The following is an 18,874-nucleotide window of genomic DNA, read 5'->3' on the forward strand; positions in this document are numbered from 1 at the left end:
TATTCCTTCTTTCTTTTTATTGGTTAATTTATTCTTAAAAAATTCTGCGACTGAATCATCAGCTACGCAGCGGTTCTCGTCTTTCCCTTTGACGTGTTCCCTTACTCGCAACTGCCTCATTTCTCCGATACGCTATTTTTTCAACTCTATGTACTGTTTTTTCGAAGAAGGTTCGTTTACAAGGTCGATTTTTTTCCCGACTGTCTTCGCCGACTATTGGCTTATCTTGCTTTATCTGCTGTTGGAGGGTAGCAAATGCGCACATTTGCTCTTCCTTTTTCATATTGTATTTCGCATTCGCATTTCCCTGTTGAATGACTCCCTTTTTATTGCGAAAATCCATCCACTTCCTGCGGATCCAGTTGTGTTTTTGAAACCTTTTTGGCTTGTAAGCTTGCCACATCTTCTTATACTCGAATGACTCCCATGGTGGACTGACTTCTTTTCCATTTTTAAAGAAAACGATTTTCCCTTCCAGTTGCGACCAATTCCGATAGACATAACGAAGTTCATGGTTGGTGACATTGCTAGTCGGCTTTTTTACGCGCGGTTTAGTCAAGACTCGCTTCATATCCAGTCCGTCTAATAGAAAATAAATCGTCACATTTGGATTTGTTTTGGCAATATCTACACCGATTTTGGACCCTCTTATCATATGTAATGATGGCGAATATAATTTGCCTTTTTTGGCAAAGCCATATCGATGTTCGCCCAAGTTTGCGTTAGGATCTTTCGCTAATTCACTGTAGATATACCTCCCTAATTCTTTGCTGTCAGGGAGTTTCAATACACTAAATTCATCTGGTATATAATTTTTAGAATAGGCTTTTACAAAAAAATAAGGCTGGGCAACAGTTCCTTTATAAAGATGAGCGAACCGATTTTTGAGGGTGACTTGTGTGTGATAGTAATAATCTTTCCATAGTGGTAAATCTCTGTACTCGGACTTGATATAATCCGGCCATTCATAGGAAAACTTTTCCCATTTTTCTGGCGTTGTCAGCTCTGCTCCTTTTGTCCTTAACACATCACGTAGATGGCTAAGATAGAGATCAAATGAGTAATCTACCCAAGTTGTCTCTTTATCGACTGTCACATTTTTTAAATGAAATTCTCCGTTAACTATTCGGTTCAAATAGTCATTTCTTGTGGTTGTTAATCCAAAAAATAAAATCACTTGTTTCTGTTCATTTTCCATACCTTGCCTTCTTTCATTTTTACTTAAATCGCCCGTTCACGAAAATACGAGCTGAAAAAATATGCTATAATAGACCAAATAAATACAAAGTGAGGGATGATTCAATGAGCTTCTCCTTAGAAGATATCCGCAACTTATTGTTAAAAGAAAATCTGTTAAAAGAATTTGTATCACCACAAGGGTGGCATCTTTATGCCCCCGAAAATCGAGTATTCAAGAAATTAAGTTATGACTCACGTCAAGTCGATGCTGAGACATTATTTTTTTGTAAAGGGTTAAACTTTAAAGAAGACTATTTAACCGCTGCAATCGCTCAAGGGCTTAATTATTACGTTGCCGAAGAGCCTTATGAAACTGAAGCTTGTGGGATTATCGTTACCGATATCCGTAAAGCAATGGCAATTCTTTCGATGGCTTTTTATGACTATCCGCAAAAGAAAATGCTAGTGATTGGTTTTACTGGTACTAAAGGTAAGACAACAGCTGCATACTTTACAAAAGCAATCTTAGATCATACGACTAACTACAAGACTGCTTTGTTTTCAACGATGAATACGACATTAGACGGTAAGACTTTTTTCAAGTCTAATTTGACGACACCTGAATCATTGGATCTCTATCGAATGATGGCGGAAGCAGCGGAAAATGGAATGACTCATCTTGTCATGGAAGTTTCTTCTCAAGCGTATAAAACGCAACGTGTTTACGGTCTAACCTTGGATGTTGGTATTTTCTTGAATATCTCTCCAGACCATATCAGTCCGATCGAACACCCAACGTTTGATGATTATTTTTATTGCAAACGTCAGTTGATCTTAAATTCTAAAAAAGTGATTTTGAACCGTGAAAGTGACTACTTTGATTTGTTAGTGGAGACAGGACAAGTCCATGGTATTCCTGCCATCACTTATGGACGAGCAGATACTACAGACGTTCAAGTGAAAAGTTTAGAAAATCAAACACAAGCCTTTCAATTGATCACACACGAATGCAATCTACCAGTTGAAGCGGAATATAAGATCAAATTAGCTGGCGGCTTTAATCAAGAAAATGCAGCCAGTGCGATCATTGCGGCGACCTTAGTTGGTGCTTCCATCAACGATGCCCAGCAAGGACTTAAAGAAGCGAGAGTTCCTGGTCGAATGGATCAGTTGACTCATAAAAATGGTGCGCATGTCTATGTTGACTATGCACATAACTATTTAAGTTTAAAAACGTTATTAGCATTTGCTAAGAGCGAACATCCCAACGGTCGTGTGATCGTCGTTCTAGGAAGCCCAGGAAACAAAGCGATTTCCCGCAGAAAAGATTTTGGGGAAGTCTTGTCAGAAACAGCCGATGTCGTTTTCTTGACTGCTGATGACCCTGCCTTTGAAGATCCACAAAAAATCGCAGAAGAAATCCATGCAGCAATTACGAATACGGAGCTTGCAGTTCATTATGAAATGGATCGACCAACTGCGATCCAACAAGCGTTAGCAGAAAGCCAACCAGAAGACTCTGTTGTCATCGCTGGTAAAGGCGTCGATGCGTATCAAAAAGTCGGTGGAGTCGATGAACCTTATGAAGGTGACTATGACATCGCAAAACGCTTGATCGAACAATGATGACTTGTAAAAAACAGAACACTTTAGCTTAGACAAATTACTCTCGCTAAAAGAGGTTGTACCAGAAGCGTCTTGATCTGAGAAGTAAGCTAGAAAATTGAAAATAGTTTCTCTTATTTTACAATTTTTTAGTTTACTGTTTAAGGTCAGCTTCTGGACACTGTTTAGTCGATTTTAAAGGACACAAGGTGCCTAAAGTCCCAAGCACTTTTTAGATGGTTCGTTCCACACTTTTTGAAGAGGAACGAAACGCGTGGTTTTTTCTAGCTATTTCTTGACTTTCAACCATTTTTTTATAAACATTCGCTTTCAGACTATCAAGTGATTGTACTTCCGATGTCCTTTCATTATTGGTAGAGGTGTTTATTATTTTTGTTTCCATTGAATTTGTTCCCTTCACTTCTCCTCTCTTATGTAGCCTTCCTGCTGCATAGGTTTTCCATCTTAACTTATATAACGGTTCCTTCCATGGTGGCCTTGTTCTCTTCTTATTTTCAAAGAAGACCACTTTATTCTTTAACACTTTCCAATCCCGATAAATATAACGTAATTCTGAAGATGTTAAACTGAAATAGTCGCCCTTACCGTACTCTTTGTCTATTGCAGCTCGTTTATCTAGTTCATCTAACGTAAAATAAATTTTTGTATTTGGTCTTGTTTTTACTATATCGATACCTATTTTACAGCCTCTTTTTGTATGTCCGCATGGTTCGATCCTTTCTCCATTTTTATGAAATTTATGCATATTTGGGCTATATGCTACCACTTCGACTTGCTCATAGGGCTTTTCTAATCTATTTTTTTCATTTTCCCGACTAAATTTGAAATAGCGTGGCCATAATGGCAAATCCTTGATTTCTGGCAGTAAATAATTGATCCAATCTTTAAAAAAAAGCTTTCTTTTCACTGGGTCCATAAGCATCTTTGCCCGCTGCTTCATTGTTTCTCTCAATCCTTCGATATATGTATCAATCAGATGATCATGTACACATCGACTATCTTTAAATACATCTTTTTCTGTTGGGATTTTTCCGTCCAAGAGATCACCGTAAAAAAATTTACGTGGCTCGGATAATCCGAAAAGAAAGATCATTGGTTCCTCTTTTGTTTCCATGCTATTCCTCTTTTCTTATATATGTATCTGAAAATTATTGTCTACAAAAAGCTAAATCGTCATAGCTCGTTGCCTACGGACAAAAGGTTTCTTTTGCTCTTGGCTATTTTTTTGTTTTCCTACTGTTTCTATCAGTAACGATTGCAAGTTTTTTTGTTCTCCTATCCTCTCACTTGTACTGGATATACTTGCTTGGATCTCTTCCATTGATTGACACCTTTGCTTCTCTAGATTTCCTGTTAGACGCCTTTTTCTCATTTCTTGATACTTTTGCCAATCCTTGACATATTTCCCTTCGATCCAAGGTGCTTTCACGATTTTTTTATTCTCAAAAAATACGACTTTTTCTTTTAGTAAATACCAATGGCGAAAGATATAACGAAGTTCTTTACACGTGAAGTCACCTTTGTATTGTTTTTTACGATTTTTATCAGCGATATTCTCCATATTCAACTTATCCAATACAAAATACATCTTAATATTGGGATAATGTATGACTATATCAATACCATTTTTGCATCCTCTTTCGATATGTCTCAAAAAATCTTTTTTCTTTTTATTCTCATTTCGATAGGAGAGTACCTCATTCTCCACGAATAAATTTTTTTCAGACACTACTTGTTTAAAGATATTCAGCAACTGATTCTTAGGATTCCATTGCACGCACTGCCAGTATCTTTTCCAATGCGGGCGATACTTATGTTCTTCTGCTAATAAGCTAGGCCACTTTTTCTCAAATTCTTTCCATTCTTCTATGGTTCCTAATTTTTTTTTCATCACGTTGCTAACGATTAATTCATGTATGCCTCTGTTGTAGCGATCAATGACATATTCTGATGAAGTCGCTTCTGTCAGATTAGGAAACTCTTTAAGATTAACCTTTCCTGCTACGACGTCATGAAAAAAAAGATATCTCTGCTTATGCATCCCAAATAATAAAATATATACTTTTTCTGTGTTCATCCCTCTACTCCGTTTTCTTAAATTTACTGCTTTTACAAGCAAATGTAAGATTTGATTTTCTGGTTATATTTCTCTTTGTAAAAATGCTTTCCTTTGATTTACTTGAATTTGTTGGACTTTTTTCTGTTCATTCAAAGTATTTGCCAATTGATCAAACATTTTAATTTTTTCTTGGAATATTCGAGTTTGTTGTACAATCCCCTGTTGATTTAAATCGCCTTTCCATTGATGAAATGCAGCTAACTGTTTCGGTAATTCCTGACTTCCTTCTGGTCTCTTTTCTGAGTGTAGAGAGAAGCTTCTTGCTTTTTGAGGTTGTTGGATTTTTTGTTCATTTAGTTTATTTGCCCATTGTTCGAATGTGTTTAATTTTTCCTGAAATGCTAGACTTATACCTTTTCTATTTTGTTTGTTAGTCCGTATGATATACTCTGTACGTATGAACCTCATTAATGTCCCCATTCGATCCGCTTTGTCACCTGGGCGGAGAATCTTTTTCTGTGCTAGTTTTTGTTCTAATTTCTTTTCTCTATGCTCGATGTACTCTTGCCACGCTCCGACAAATGGTCCCTCAAGCCACGGTGGGGCTACTTGTTTCCCCTTTTCAATAAATGTGACTCTTCCTCCTATTTCCGTATAGTTTCGGTAAATTTTTCGAAGTACACTGTTGAATAATTCATTCGTGTAGAATTTCTTATTGAGCGTATCAAATGTGTGTTCTTGAATCTTGTATCGTATTCCTTTCATATTAGTTCCGTCTAGTGAAAAATAAATGGATGCATTACCACGAATAGCCGTTTCGATTGCAAGATCATATGCTTGTATTTCAAGATGTTTTATAGGGACTTTTTCGCAATATCTCCCCCTACCATATTCGTGGTATAACATACTCCCATTTGTTTTCAAATTACCATCTTTTGATAAGTTCGAAAAAATGGTCGCTAAATGATTTCCTTCTTTTAACTCCATTGAACGAAGATACTCAGGCAAATGTACTAGTTTCCCTGCTTGTACTTCCAGCAAAGAAGGTAATCTTTTCGAAAAATCATCCAAATCTTCCGATGTGATCAGTTTTCCTTCTTTGACATATTCAATGATTAAATTTTCAATTGCTTTACTGCAAGCATCAAACTTGTAGTCGTTATAGTTTTTATTGATAAGTTTTTCTTGAACTTCAGGCAATTCCGCCATCTCTTCACACGCACGCTTATGTCCAAAAAGTAATATTTCACCTTCCATTTTATTCGTCTGATCCGATTTTAGTAATTCACCTTCGGCCTTTTTATTTATTATTCCATGATCGAGATCTGGTTGCCGCTCCTTTACAGAAGCAACTTTGACCCAAGGAGGATCTACAATCCTTACATTTTCTATAAAGAGAATCTTTTTGTAGATATTTTCTACCCGTGACCATTTTTCTTGGACATAGCGGAGTGACTCTTGAAGAACCCCATTATCCTCGCGAAACAAATAATTTTTTTCTTCTATATTTTTTTGCTTTAAGTGAGTCAGAGAGAATATAATTCTTATTTTATGGTCTGTTGCCATATCTAAAGCTGTTTTATACCCATGATCTTTGCGTAAATCGATTGGGGTCTCATTTCCTTCCGCATTGATATAAAATAATTTTTGGCCATCTGTATGTAGGTTGCCTGCTTGAATGGCTCCTCTAAAAACTGTCGATAAGCGATTCTCAGGATAGCGATTCATGGCATCATAATATTCAGAAAAATAAACTAACTTTTTTTCATTTTTGGGAAATAGCAACATAGGCAAGTTGTCAGAAAAATCCTCCCAATTTTGTAACGTGAGCAGGTTACCTTCCTTCACCTGTCGAATAATCAATTGCTCAATTTCATTACTACAAGCATCAAACATTTGTACCTGATAGTCCTTACCTGGTTGGTACTGTTCAAATTTATTTGACTCAAATAACCGTTTATATTCATCTTCTTGACCAAAAAATAAAATTTTTATTTCATCTGTTAACATCCTTATCGCTCCTATTACATAACTTGTAAGGTATATGTAAGCTTATTTTTCCAACACATTCAGTTCTATGTATAAAATTTGTGCCAACAGCAAAGACATAAAACATGCACTTAATAAAAATCAACGAGTAAACCTTTGTGACCCAGAGACAGGTTGTTCTTTCTATTACTGGGTTCTTCCTTTTCTCATTTACTTTTAGAAACCCTCTTTTAAAGCTCTTAGAGATATGACATAGTTCTTTACAGGGATAAACTTTATGTCTTTCCCTTTGAGATTCATGTTCATGTTAATCGTTCTTTTGTAAATCATTCAGCCAAACTACAACGATAGTGTACGCTGTCTACCTATACAGGCTTTCTTTAGTTCTTGCCTCTCTTTCTTTATTTTTGTTTTTGATAATATATTTTTTAAAGATGTTTCCCCTTGCTTTTTCTTTTCTATAGAGAAAATCGTTTGCTGGATATCATCCATTGACTGAGTTCGCATGCTACTTAGCTTTTTTGATAGTTGTTCTTTTCTACTCTCACGATACGTTTTCCAGGCGTGAACGTAGCTCCCATCTACCCAAGGTGCTTTTACGATTTTTTTATTTTCAAAAAATATTACTTTTTCTTTTAACTCATACCAATGGCGAAAAATATATCGTAGTTCTTTACATGTGTAGTCACTTTCAAATTGTTTTTTGCGATTTTTACCTACGATATCGTGCATATCCAATCCATCCAGTACAAAATAAATCATGACATTCGGGTAGCAAATAGCCATATCGATCCCGTTTTTACATCCTCTATCAATATGTTGTGTGATATATTGTTTTTCGTTGTTCTCATTGCAATAAAACAACGAAAAATGTTCCGTCTTTAGTCCTGCGGTAATCCCTTTGTAAAAAATATTCGATAACTGATTTTTAATATTCCATGCCATACACTGATAATATTTCTGCCAGTGTGGCTTATTTTTATGATCGATTCTAAATAACTTAGGTAAATTTTTTTCGAATTTCCGCCAAGATTCTATTGTTGTTAACTCTTCCCACAGTACTTTTCTAACGAGATAAAAATGTAGTTGGTTGTTATACCAATCAATAACAGCTGAGTCTATGCTTACTTCTTTCAGTGGAGGATTTCCCTGTAAATCTATTCTATTATTCTTCTCATCTTCAAAAAAAAGTTTCCGGCTATCATCTAGTCCATATAAAAAAATCTGTATTCCTTTCGTCTCCATTTATCTATGTCTCCATTCCTTCTCAAAGAGCCTTATTTTTCAAGTTGTGTTTAGTATACGTGGAATCAGCCCTTTATTTATCCTTTTTTTTCTGTTATTTAACATAATCACCAAGTTTCACTTCTCCTGTTTTTAGTGTCTTTTTTTTATGTCATCAACAATGGTTTTCAAACAAAAAACAGCCACTCCTATTGTTCGCATAGGGATTGGCTGTCGACATCTATTACTAGCTATTCAAATGAAAAGAGTGCTTATTTATCATTCATTCCTTCTATTTCAACTGATTTTTCAATTCATTTTGGATGCGTGTTAATTCTTCTTCGGCGATCATCTGATAAGAGATACCATGTTCGCCTGTGACACCATCTCCTGTAAAGCCAACACCCGTTAGTTGCTCAGAGTTCACATGATTCAATGCCGTTCGATAGTGCCTAAAGAGCATTTGGCTCGTTTCCCATGAAATATTCGTTTGGGTATTTTCTCCAATAACATCAAGCATCTCTTTATAGTTTGCTAACGTGCTGACTGATCTTGCTTGATCCAAAAAGCCAGTCAAAATTTGTCGTTGTCTATTTTGTCTCCCATAATCGCCATCTGGATCTTCATAGCGCATGCGCGAATACTTCCGTGCATCTTCGCCATCTAACTGTAATTTCCCAATTGGAAAATCAACCCCTTCATAATGAAAGCTAAACGAATTATTGACTTCAACTCCGCCTACAAGATCTACTAATTCTTTCATTCCTTTTAAATCGATTTGGGCATAATAATCGATTGGGATGTCTAATAGATTTTCTACTGTTGCTATCGAGGTAGAAATGCCCCCAAAAGCATACGCATGATTGATTTTGTCATGGAAGCCTTGACCAATGATCTCTGTGTAGGTATCTCTAGGAAGACTAACCAATGTCGTCAGCTCTTTTTTAGGATTGACTGTGGCAACGATCATCGTGTCTGTTCTTCCATGTTCTGCTCTTTCCAGATCACCTCCATCTGTTCCAAGTAGTAAGATTGAAAATGGATCTCCTGCAAGATAATCCAACTCTGTTTCTATTCGCTCACTCGCTTCATAAGACTCATTGACCGTTGCTCGGATGTCAAAATAGATTTTCCCCACGTATCCTACGACCCCCAGAGTCATAAGTACGAGTACAGTCAATATAGAAAGAAATACTTTTTTTCTGCCAGACATCTACGTTCCTCCGATTTTATTTTTTGCCCATCTGGATTTTCGTCTTCTATTTCTCACTGAGATAGATCAATCCTTTTGGGACCTTTTGATTCGTCGCAATACCTGTCAATAAGCGATAGTAAACGTTCTTATCCTTTAAGATCATTTCTACAACCTCTTCTTCCGACAATCCCGTTTCTTCAAAAAAATCATGCTGCAAAAAGTCTAAAAACATTTGTAATTGCGCATCGATTTCTAATAATTCAGCGAATTGTTCTAAAATATTGTCGTAAGTTGTCTGACAAATCCCTATAAACCGTTGATGCAATTCGACACAAACCTGTTGAATAAGAGGAAAATCCTGCAAGTGACAAAGTTCATCGTAATTTTTTAAATAGGTAGTAGGTGTCACCTGTACTTTTTTGATCATGATTTCTTCCTTTCATCTGGAAATTTATTTTGTTCATCCTCGTGAGTTAAATCCTAACATCTATTAACGACATCAATCGTTGCCAATCGGTATCATTTGGGATTTTATTGAAAAGCAAACAAGTCTCAGCACCGGAAAAATTAGACAGATGCTCTGCATAATTTGTCACAATGATATCGAATTGATTGGTTTTGAAATAACCATGACTGATGTCTAATGCATTGGGAAAATAAAGTTCTTGATAGGTGCCTAGATTTTTCCGAGCGGTGACTTGGATCCGCTGTGAAATAAACTGATTGCCTTCTAATAAAAAAGCGATTTTTTTGGGCTTCCCCCAATATAATTCCTTTAAGCAATCCATCAAGATCGTAAAAACTGTGCTTACGTCTTCAATCGTTTCTAACGTAAAACAAGGAATCCCTTTCAACTGGTTTCTCAAAAACTGAGTATTTTTCTCCACTTCTTCCGGAAACTCTTTTTTTACGAATGTATTCAAATCTGGAATCACCGTATTTAACACTGGAGAGATTTTATGTTTTAACATCATGTTAGAAAAAAAGGACTGGATAAACACAGTACTACTTTCAACCGCCCCCTGTGGTGGATCGATTTCCTCTAAGTACCGTTCAGTAAGATGTATGACTCGAGGCTCTTTTCCTAATTTATCGCAAAATATCTTTTCGAGATCAACATCAAAAACGGTCCGTTTACTGAGTGTCAATGCATAAAAGTAAATGATTTCTTTTTCGCAGATGGGCATTTGTAAATGATTAGATAACAATTTTTTTAATTTTTTTAGTTCTAGATAGTATTCTTTACGGAACAACTTTACGATTGCAGGATCGAGTTTGACGTAATGACCATGAGAAGTTCGCTCTAAGATAATGTAGATCATGTAACAAATCTCTTCAAAAGCCACATTTGAAAAATCTCGACTGAATTCCTCTCCTTTCAGATCCAAGCCGATCTCCTGGATGATCAACGGAGGAAAGACGGTATGGGGGGTGATATCAGATTCGTAGTAAAAGTTAAAATAAAAATGTCGGATATTCACTTCTTCACCAATCAGATTCACCTGGCTTTTATTGATACTTAGATCGTAACGAGCAAGAATCGGTTCGATTTTCCTTAAATACCGCATCAATGTTGCTGGAGAAAGGAAAAAAATATCCGCCCATTCATTGATCGAAAGAATCTCGCCTAAAAAAATACTTTCGAGTATTTTGAACATCGGTTCATTACTGATCATTGCTTTTTTTTTATCAAAATATTTTTCTATATCCAGTATTTTCAGTTTATAGCCAATGTTGGATGTTTTCATTTCGATCGAATCATTGAAGTATTCCTTGATATTTTGCAAATCTTCGATGATCGTGCGACTGGAACTTTTGATTACTTTCGACAATTCACGTATCGGTGTATACGCAACATGCTCCATATATTCTAAGAGATGCAACCATCTCAATGTCGTTTTATTCGTAACAAAAGATGATTGGATTTGTCTCATAACTTCACCTTCTCCTAATTAAAATAGCTTTTTAATTGTTCAATGATCCGGCTACTCGCCTGACCATCCCCATAAGGATTTTTTGCCTGTGCCATTTCCTGATAAGCTTGTTGATCTGTTAATAAATGGGTGATTTTCGCATATACCTGTTCTTCTTCCGTCCCCACCAACTTTAGTGTGCCTGCTGACACACCTTCTGGTCGTTCAGTCGTTTCTCGCGCAATCAACACTGGAACTCCTAGTGAAGGTGCCTCTTCCTGTATGCCACCGGAATCTGTCAGGATCAAGTAGCTCTTTGAAAGAAGTTGATAAAATTCTGGCGTATCCAATGGCTCGATCAGTTGGATATTGGTCTGTTCTTCTAAATACTGTTGCGCGATTTCTCGTACTTTTGGATTTTTATGGACCGGAAATACCACGTTTAGCTCTGGGTATTCTACGGCGATTCTTTTCAACGCTCGAAAAACATTTTCCATCGGTGAGCCAATATTCTCACGGCGATGCATGGTCACTAAGAGGATATTCTTCTCCTCATGCTTTAGCAGGCTTGTCTTTCTTTCCTCCAACGTCTGATATAAGGCATCGATCGACGTGTTGCCAGTGACCAGTATTCGCTCTTTAGGATGATTTTCTTTCCAAAGATTTTCTTGGCTTTGTTCCGTCGGAGCGAATAAAAAGTCAGACAACTGGTCGATCAAGCGTCGATTCATTTCTTCTGGAAATGGGTCTTGCTTATCGCCAGTGCGTAGTCCAGCTTCCACATGGCCAATCAAAATCTGCTGATAAAAAGCCGCAAGCGCCGCTGCTAATGCCGTCGTTGTATCTCCATGTACTAACACGAGATCCGGACGTTCTTCTTGAAAAACAGCTTCTAATTTTTCCAAGATGCGACTCGTCATACTAGACAATGTCTGATTTTCACGCATGATCGCTAAATTGTGATCGGACACTAGCTGAAAAGCTGCCATGGTTTGATCCAGCATTTCCCGATGCTGTCCTGTGACGAGCACCTTGGAAAGAAAACGGGGATCTTTCTCTAATGCTTTGATTACCGGTGCCATTTTGATTGCCTCTGGTCGAGTGCCAAAGATTGATAATACCTTTATTTTCTTCATAATGCTCCTCTTGTGTTGTTTTTTTGTAACAAAGAAAATTGCTTTTTATAAATCTCATGCCATTTGGCTAAATAAGGTTGTAGTGCATAGTCTTCTGCAATCGTACTTCTAGCTGATCGACTCAACTGTAAACGATGGTCTTCATCTTGTAACAGTTTTCTCAATCCCTCAAGCATTGCTTGTGTATCTCCCGCGTCCACTAAATAACCATTTCTATCCTGTTCGATCAATTCAGGGATGCCGCCTACTTTTGTAGTTATGTTTGGGATACCGGCTGCCATCGTTTCTAAAATCGCCATCGGTAAGCCCTCATGGTAAGAAGGCAAGAAGTGTAGCACGGTTTGTTGAAACAAAGATGGCAATTCTTCTTTTGCGACCCAGCCATTCAAAGATACATTATGGATGTTTTCGCTTTTGATTTGTTGAGCGACTTCTTCGTTTTCTTCATCGCCATATAGCATGAAGTGTATCGCTGGAAACTCTGCCTCACATGCTTTTGCTACTTCTAAAAGATCAAAACTCCCTTTTCTCTTACCGATTCGACCAAGAGTGAGGATACAACTTGCCTTTGGCTCATACAGATTTTGAGAAGGCAGTTCTACGGCATTTGGTAAAATAGCGATTGCTGTATGGGTCAATGTTTGATAATACGCTGCCCAGCTATTGCTTAATACTACTAACTGATTCACTCTCTTTAAAATAAAGCGTATCCAACATTTAATCAAAGGATGTCCATTTTCATAAAATTGATCAAACTGCGAAGCGTGCATGTGGAAGATCGTCCGACAGTGTCTCGGCGTCAATAGTAAGAGGAGGCTCTTCCGATAAAAGCTCCCCTTTTGTGCAACATGAAAATGAAGGATATGACATTTTTCTTTTTTGATATGCGCACGAAATGTCATGAAAGCTTTACATTGTGTCCAAAACCGCCCTTTTTCTGACCATGTTTGATGGAAGAAAAATTGCGAGTCTTCTGGCACTTTTGCAGTTTTAAAATTCTGGATAACTGTAGCGATCCCTCCTTGGGCATCTGGATCAGGTCCAACGATCATAATATTCATACTTCTCTAATTTTCCTTTCTTGGACAAATGTTTTGACGATTTTCAGTTCGTGACGATAAACGATGAGCACGATACACATCAAAAGCAACACCAGTCCTTTTTCTAGCCAGAATATTCGGTTAAATGCGGTAAAAAGAGCAAAAACATAAAGTAACAGCGCTAAACTCACTTGTCGTTTGACTGAAAAACCTTCCCAATGCTTCATCGAAAAATAGGTTCGTGAAAAAAAGAAAAGCAAGTAGCCAAAACCTGTTGCGATCGCTGCACCTGTCGCACCTAATAGCGGCACAAGTAATAAATGAGTCATCCCTGCGGCTAATACTGCCACTAGCGAAGCAGCGATATTCAACTGGCTTTTTTTGGAAAAGACGATGCCTAAATTCGTCGTTTCACTGATCGTCATCATCAAAGGATAAAAGGAGAGTAGCGGAAACAAATACTGCGCTTCACTGTATTCACTAGATAGCAATAACACGATTCCTTCCTTAAAGAGAACCATGAACAAAAAGCAAAAGGATAACAGGAACATCATCAAGTGACTGACACGCTCATAGTAGCGCAGCGGTTTGCCTTTTTTGTACCATTCGTAGGCAGTCGGAATCCAAAAATTCGCAAAACTGACTTGCAAGACCATCAATGCACTCGCTACCTTAAATGCAGCAGTATAAATCCCCAACGAAGCAAAATCAGCAAAATGCCGCAACATGACTTTGTCGATGATCGTCAATAAACTGTAGAGAAAAGTACCTATCACCGTTGGGAGACCAAAACGATACAGATTTTTGAGCAACGTTTTGTCGATCTTAGTAATGAGTGGATAAAAGAATATGCTATTCCCGATGATCAGTACGCAATCTCCTAAAATTTGTCCTACTAACATCCCATAAACGACCGTAATAAAAGTAGGACTGCCAAAATAAAGAAATAGCAATGTGAACAATAAAATGATGAGCTTGACCAAGATACTATAAACCGAAAAAATAAATGCTTTATTTTGCATACGAAGATTCAATAAAATAAAACGCTCAAAAATCAGGAAAATCGCTGATAAAGCTAACAAATAGATCGCATGAGTATAGCTCGGATCTTCAAATAAAATCAGTGAAAAGTGCTTCGCATAAAGAACCAAGTTCATCGCTAAAACAACAGCCCCAATCAAGGGAATCATCATCGCTTGCTGCAACAGCGCCTTCTTATTTTCATAGTCATGGTATTCTCGGGTAAACGCCTGATCAAAGCCTAGATAGATCACATAGATCAAAAACGTCTGGGCAAGAAAAAACATACTCGTTTTCCCGTATTCTTCTGGACTTAAAAAGGTCGTCGTCACTGGTAAAAGTACCAGATTCAAGACCGCTGAACCTAACGAGCCAATCGAGAAAAAGCCCAATCTTATAAGTATTTTTTTCAAAAAGCACCTCACTCTTTCTCTGTTAAAATAATCCCACCACAAATCAGTCCTAAAAACGTAGAAGACAATGCAGAATACAGAACGTGACCGGCAAAAAAGCTGTAAAAAAAGACAACGACCAATGCCAAACTATAGACTGAACGTTTACTTGGTTGAAAGGCTAAATAGAGAAAATAAGCACCCATGATCAGCAACAAACTAGTTCCTAAAAAACCTTGACCAAAGAGCGTATCGAAGAAATCCATTTCAATCAAGCCTAAACGCCCAAAGTTCGCTAAACGATACTCGAATCCTTGTCCAAAAATCATGGTAAAATGACGCCACTCATCTTCTAAAAAAGCAGACATGCCACCAATCAAAAAATCACTCCGAGAACTAGAGATCAAGCGGACCAAATCGCCATCGAATAGATGATAAAAATAAACCAAACGTAAATAAGTCCCTTCAACGGCTTGGATCATTAAAGGAAACCCTTGTATGAATAACCAAAAAATACCAAAAAAACTAAACAACCAAATAAATAACTGTTGCATCAGTGCTTGTCGTTTGATTCCTTTGACTAATCGCCACAAGAGATAAAACAAGGTGACTAGTCCATAAAAAATGCCCGTCTTCGTGCCAACAAGGACTAAACAAATGAAATTCCCAGCAAATAGACCACCTAAAAAAAGTGAGCGTCTATGTGTTTGCTCTTTGATTGAGTCAATCAATGCTTGAACAGTAAAAGTAATCGAAACAATAAACGCAAAACTTGTATCATTGTTTGCAAAGAAATAACCTTTATAGCCAGCATCAGAATTGTCATAAGTTTGATAGCCTAGCCCTAAGAGATAGGGAATCAGTAATCCAAGTGTAAATAGAACACTGATGATGATGAATAACCGATCATAACGGACTTGGGAAATCAGTTCCTTCCGTTGATACACAAAATAAGGAATCAATATCCATAAAAGATATTTGACATACACCGACAGATCCGCAATCATCCACGACCAGGAATACTGTAGAAAAGCAGACTGTAATAAAAACAGCGCAAGTGTGGTCGCGATAAAACCATAGGTCAAATACGTATAATAACTACGTGTGATCCTTCCCAAAACGATCATAGTGATCAGAAATAAAAAAAAGAGCAAGCGATAAGCGACACCAATCGGAAAACGAACACCGATACTTAGAAACAAGCCATTCAACACATCGATGATTGGGAAAATCGCCACAGTCCACATAAAAAAAGTGAGGATTCTCTGATTTTTTATATTCATGCGTTCGTTCGCTTCTCTCGCCAAACCGTTCTTAAAAAGCGGAGATTGCCTTTGATGTAACGATCAAACATCCTGATTGGCTCTTGAATGAAACGATAAAACCATTCTAGGCCTGTCTTTTGCATCCAAAGAGGCGCGCGCTTTGTCTTACCTGCGACGATATCAAAACTTCCACCGACTCCCATTGCAAAGGGAACTTGCAACACTTCTCTAAAAGTTTCTAGCCAGATTTCTTTTTGAGGGCTGGAAAAAGCAACAAAAAGGAGATCCGGTTTTGCATTTGCGATTTTTTGAGCGATTTTCGGAGACTCTTCATGTGAAAAATAGCCATGATGGTAGCCTGCGATCGTAAGATCAGGGTATTTTTTTTGATCATGCGCGACGACAGAAGCCACGACTTCTTCTGTTGCACCGAGATAATAAGGACGCCAACCTTTTTCCGCAGATAACTTTACTAATTCACGAAAGAGATCGATGCCGGTGACTCTTTCTGGCACATCATAGCCCAAATAATGTGCCGCCCAAACGATCGATTGGCCATCCGCAGTAATCAGCGCTGCACGATTGACGATCTTTTGTAACTCGGGATCTGCGTGCATCAAATTTATTTTACCTGCGTTTATTGAAACGTGTTGTGCATGGATACCTTGTTCAATCATTTCTTCGACTGCAGAAACAGTCTCAACAAACGTCAACGGATCTAACTTACTTCCAAGAATCTCTATTCGGCGCTGTCTATTCATCAAAAAGCTCCTTTAGATAATAAGACTGTCCCGATCGTCTTCACAAAAATTTTCAAGTCCAACCATACAGTCAAATTTTCGATATAGTAGAGATCCAACACGACCATTTCATGAAAACTCAATTCGTTCCGGCCACTCACTTGCCAAAGTCCTGTACAACCAGGAGTGATCGTCAGTCTTTTTTTGTCCGTATCAGAATACTCTGCCACTTCTCTTTCCAAAGGAGGACGTGGACCTATCAGTGCCATTTCGCCTCGTAAAACATTTACTAATTGTGGAAGTTCGTCCAAACTCGTCTTTCGCAGAAAACGACCGATCTTTGTAATACGTGGATCATTTTTTAATTTGAACATCGGCCCTTCGATTTCATTTTTATCTAAAAAATCGTTTAAGCGTTTCTCTGCTCCTGGATGCATCGTTCGGAACTTATACATTAAAAATGTCTGTTCGTTTTTACCAACTCGCACTTGTTTAAAGAGGATCGGTGCTTGCCAGTCGCAACATTTTATACTCACACAAATTAGGAACAACAATGGGCTAAGCAATACTAGAAGAAACAAGCTTATAAAAAATTCGATCATACCTTTCCAATAGATATAGCGATTCGGCGCAACACGTAACTCTTCATTGTCAATTGTTGGTCTATCCATCTTTCCTTCTCCTTAGTAATAATAATTCTTGGCATTATCTGTTCCATTCAATACAACACCTAAGATATTTGCATCTACCATTCTTAACTTTTTCACTGAGTTTTTTGCAGCTTGCTTATTTGTTTTATCGGCATGAACGACAACGACCACACCGTCTACTTTCTTCGAGAGGATCAATGCATCTGAAACGATATTGATTGGAGGCGTATCAATGATCACTACATCATATTCCTGTTTGAGCTGCTCTAAGGTAGCGGTCAATTTGGGTGATGAAAGCAGATCATTCGGATTCGGCAGAATAGGTCCACTCGTAATGATTGAAAATTCAAAATTTTCCAAATTCACTCGTTGGATACAACTAGCGATTGAAACATCGCGACGCATATAATTCGACAATCCGACATGCGCCTCTTTCATAAAACGCTTATGTTGCGTCGGTTTTCGTAGATCCGCATCAATCAACAAAGTACGGCTGCCTTTTTGTGCATAAGCGACCGCCAAATTTGCGGATACCGTAGATTTCCCCGTACCACTTTCCCCTGAAGTCACTAAAATCGTTTTTACCTCTTGTTGCGTACATAAATACTCGATATTTTCTCTAATCAATTTATATTGCTCTCTCGTAATCGAATAACTTTCTTTCATACTTCGCATCACACACGCGCCCTTCGTCTCGTACTTCTTGGAGGATTCGGCTCAAATTTAGGTGTTTGCTTTTCTTTACTCACTTCACCCAGTATTTGTAGATCCAATATTTCTTCGATCTCTGTCGTTGAAGAGAAGCTTCTTTCCAATACAAGCAAGACAAAGACGAAAGTGAATGCCAGTAATAAGCTTAAGAAAAAAGTCAACGTGAGCAGAAGAAATCGATGAGGACGAGTCGGTCTTTCATTGGGTAAAACCTCATCTTCCGCTAAAATCGTCACATTATCGATATTCATAATACTCGGGATCTCCTCACTGAAAATCTTTGCAGTCGTATTCGCGATCCTCGCAGCAACTTTTGGACTTCTGTGGTAAGCATTGATTTCAATGATCTGCGAATTTGTTGCATTTGAAACACTCAATCGTTCACTTAATTCTGAAATGCTATAGTCTTCATTTAGTGCTTCACTGACCGCATTTAAAATCCTTGGACTCAAGATGATCGCACTATACGTATTGATTAGTTGAAGATCAGCTTGGATCATCTGCGTTTCTAACCGTTGCCCTGTCGAATGATCAGCTTGACTGACCAACAGCTGCGCACTTTTTTGATAGATCGGTTCAGCAAACAAATGAAGATAGACAAACATGCTTAGTAAGGGAAGACTAATGATCATAAAAATCCAGCCTTTTTTTTGCTGCACGACTTGCTTTAATTTTTTGATATTTATTTCTTTTTTCATCACGTTTCCCTTTCAGTATCATTAAATCCCGACAAAA

At 37.7% G+C, this 18,874-nt stretch carries 17 protein-coding genes; 1 reads left to right on the plus strand and 16 read right to left on the minus strand.

The window, feature by feature from the left end:
* Positions 1–58: 58 nt before the first annotated feature.
* Positions 59–1,198 (minus strand): hypothetical protein, encoded by a 1,140-nt coding sequence (locus DOK79_RS04270; RefSeq protein WP_206853885.1) that lies wholly within the window; start codon positions 1,196–1,198, stop codon positions 59–61.
* 104 nt (positions 1,199–1,302) lie between these two features.
* Here DOK79_RS04270 and DOK79_RS04275 point away from each other — a divergent pair, with 104 nt between their 5' ends.
* Positions 1,303–2,805 (plus strand): UDP-N-acetylmuramoyl-L-alanyl-D-glutamate--L-lysine ligase, encoded by a 1,503-nt coding sequence (locus DOK79_RS04275; protein WP_206853886.1) that lies wholly within the window; start codon positions 1,303–1,305, stop codon positions 2,803–2,805.
* Positions 2,806–3,016: 211 nt separating this feature from the next.
* On the opposite strand, the gene DOK79_RS04280 is transcribed toward DOK79_RS04275, so the two are convergent.
* The 15 genes from DOK79_RS04280 to DOK79_RS04350 form a co-directional block, all read right to left on the minus strand.
* Positions 3,017–3,919 carry a hypothetical protein gene (locus DOK79_RS04280; protein ID WP_206853888.1) on the minus strand — a complete coding sequence of 301 codons (903 nt, stop codon included), beginning with the start codon at positions 3,917–3,919 and terminating at the stop codon, positions 3,017–3,019.
* A gap of 51 nt (positions 3,920–3,970) precedes the next feature.
* Complete coding sequence (locus DOK79_RS04285) at positions 3,971–4,882, minus strand: hypothetical protein (protein ID WP_206853890.1); 912 nt, start codon at positions 4,880–4,882, stop codon at positions 3,971–3,973.
* A 63-nt stretch (positions 4,883–4,945) separates the two neighbouring features.
* Positions 4,946–6,874 carry a hypothetical protein gene (locus tag DOK79_RS04290; RefSeq protein ID WP_206853893.1) on the minus strand — a complete coding sequence of 643 codons (1,929 nt, stop codon included), beginning with the start codon at positions 6,872–6,874 and terminating at the stop codon, positions 4,946–4,948.
* A gap of 318 nt (positions 6,875–7,192) precedes the next feature.
* Positions 7,193–8,098 carry a hypothetical protein gene (locus tag DOK79_RS04295; RefSeq protein ID WP_206853895.1) on the minus strand — a complete coding sequence of 302 codons (906 nt, stop codon included), beginning with the start codon at positions 8,096–8,098 and terminating at the stop codon, positions 7,193–7,195.
* Between the two features lie 271 nt (positions 8,099–8,369).
* A complete protein-coding gene (locus tag DOK79_RS04300; protein WP_206853898.1) occupies positions 8,370–9,290 on the minus strand; it encodes an LCP family protein in 921 nt (306 codons plus the stop codon).
* A 46-nt stretch (positions 9,291–9,336) separates the two neighbouring features.
* Positions 9,337–9,699 (minus strand): DUF7006 family protein, encoded by a 363-nt coding sequence (locus DOK79_RS04305; RefSeq protein WP_206853901.1) that lies wholly within the window; start codon positions 9,697–9,699, stop codon positions 9,337–9,339.
* 46 nt (positions 9,700–9,745) lie between these two features.
* Positions 9,746–11,206 (minus strand): helix-turn-helix domain-containing protein, encoded by a 1,461-nt coding sequence (locus DOK79_RS04310; RefSeq protein ID WP_206853904.1) that lies wholly within the window; start codon positions 11,204–11,206, stop codon positions 9,746–9,748.
* 14 nt (positions 11,207–11,220) lie between these two features.
* Complete coding sequence (gene wecB, locus DOK79_RS04315; RefSeq protein ID WP_206853907.1) at positions 11,221–12,321, minus strand: non-hydrolyzing UDP-N-acetylglucosamine 2-epimerase; 1,101 nt, start codon at positions 12,319–12,321, stop codon at positions 11,221–11,223.
* A complete protein-coding gene (locus DOK79_RS04320; protein WP_206853910.1) occupies positions 12,318–13,382 on the minus strand; it encodes a glycosyltransferase family 4 protein in 1,065 nt (354 codons plus the stop codon). The genes wecB and DOK79_RS04320 overlap by 4 nt, the downstream gene beginning before the upstream one ends.
* The gene (locus tag DOK79_RS04325; protein WP_206853913.1) at positions 13,379–14,794 is read right to left on the minus strand and encodes a lipopolysaccharide biosynthesis protein; all 1,416 of its coding nucleotides are present in this window, start codon (positions 14,792–14,794) and stop codon (positions 13,379–13,381) included. Before DOK79_RS04325 ends, DOK79_RS04320 begins: the two co-directional genes overlap by 4 nt.
* Positions 14,795–14,802: 8 nt before the next feature.
* Complete coding sequence (locus DOK79_RS04330; RefSeq protein WP_206853918.1) at positions 14,803–16,056, minus strand: O-antigen ligase family protein; 1,254 nt, start codon at positions 16,054–16,056, stop codon at positions 14,803–14,805.
* Positions 16,053–16,799, minus strand: a complete 747-nt coding sequence (locus tag DOK79_RS04335; RefSeq protein ID WP_206853922.1) for a WecB/TagA/CpsF family glycosyltransferase — start codon at positions 16,797–16,799, stop codon at positions 16,053–16,055. The genes DOK79_RS04330 and DOK79_RS04335 overlap by 4 nt, the downstream gene beginning before the upstream one ends.
* Complete coding sequence (locus DOK79_RS04340; protein ID WP_206853923.1) at positions 16,799–17,449, minus strand: sugar transferase; 651 nt, start codon at positions 17,447–17,449, stop codon at positions 16,799–16,801. Before DOK79_RS04340 ends, DOK79_RS04335 begins: the two co-directional genes overlap by 1 nt.
* Before the next feature lie 12 nt (positions 17,450–17,461).
* Positions 17,462–18,103 carry a CpsD/CapB family tyrosine-protein kinase gene (locus DOK79_RS04345; RefSeq protein WP_206853925.1) on the minus strand — a complete coding sequence of 214 codons (642 nt, stop codon included), beginning with the start codon at positions 18,101–18,103 and terminating at the stop codon, positions 17,462–17,464.
* On the minus strand, positions 18,103–18,837 hold the full coding sequence (locus tag DOK79_RS04350; protein ID WP_206853928.1) for a YveK family protein: 735 nt from the start codon (positions 18,835–18,837) through the stop codon (positions 18,103–18,105). The genes DOK79_RS04345 and DOK79_RS04350 overlap by 1 nt, the downstream gene beginning before the upstream one ends.
* Positions 18,838–18,874 lie beyond the last annotated feature (37 nt).

The sequence above is a fragment of the Enterococcus sp. DIV1094 genome (assembly GCF_017316305.2).
In the GTDB taxonomy this organism is placed as follows: domain Bacteria; phylum Bacillota; class Bacilli; order Lactobacillales; family Enterococcaceae; genus Enterococcus_B; species Enterococcus_B mangumiae.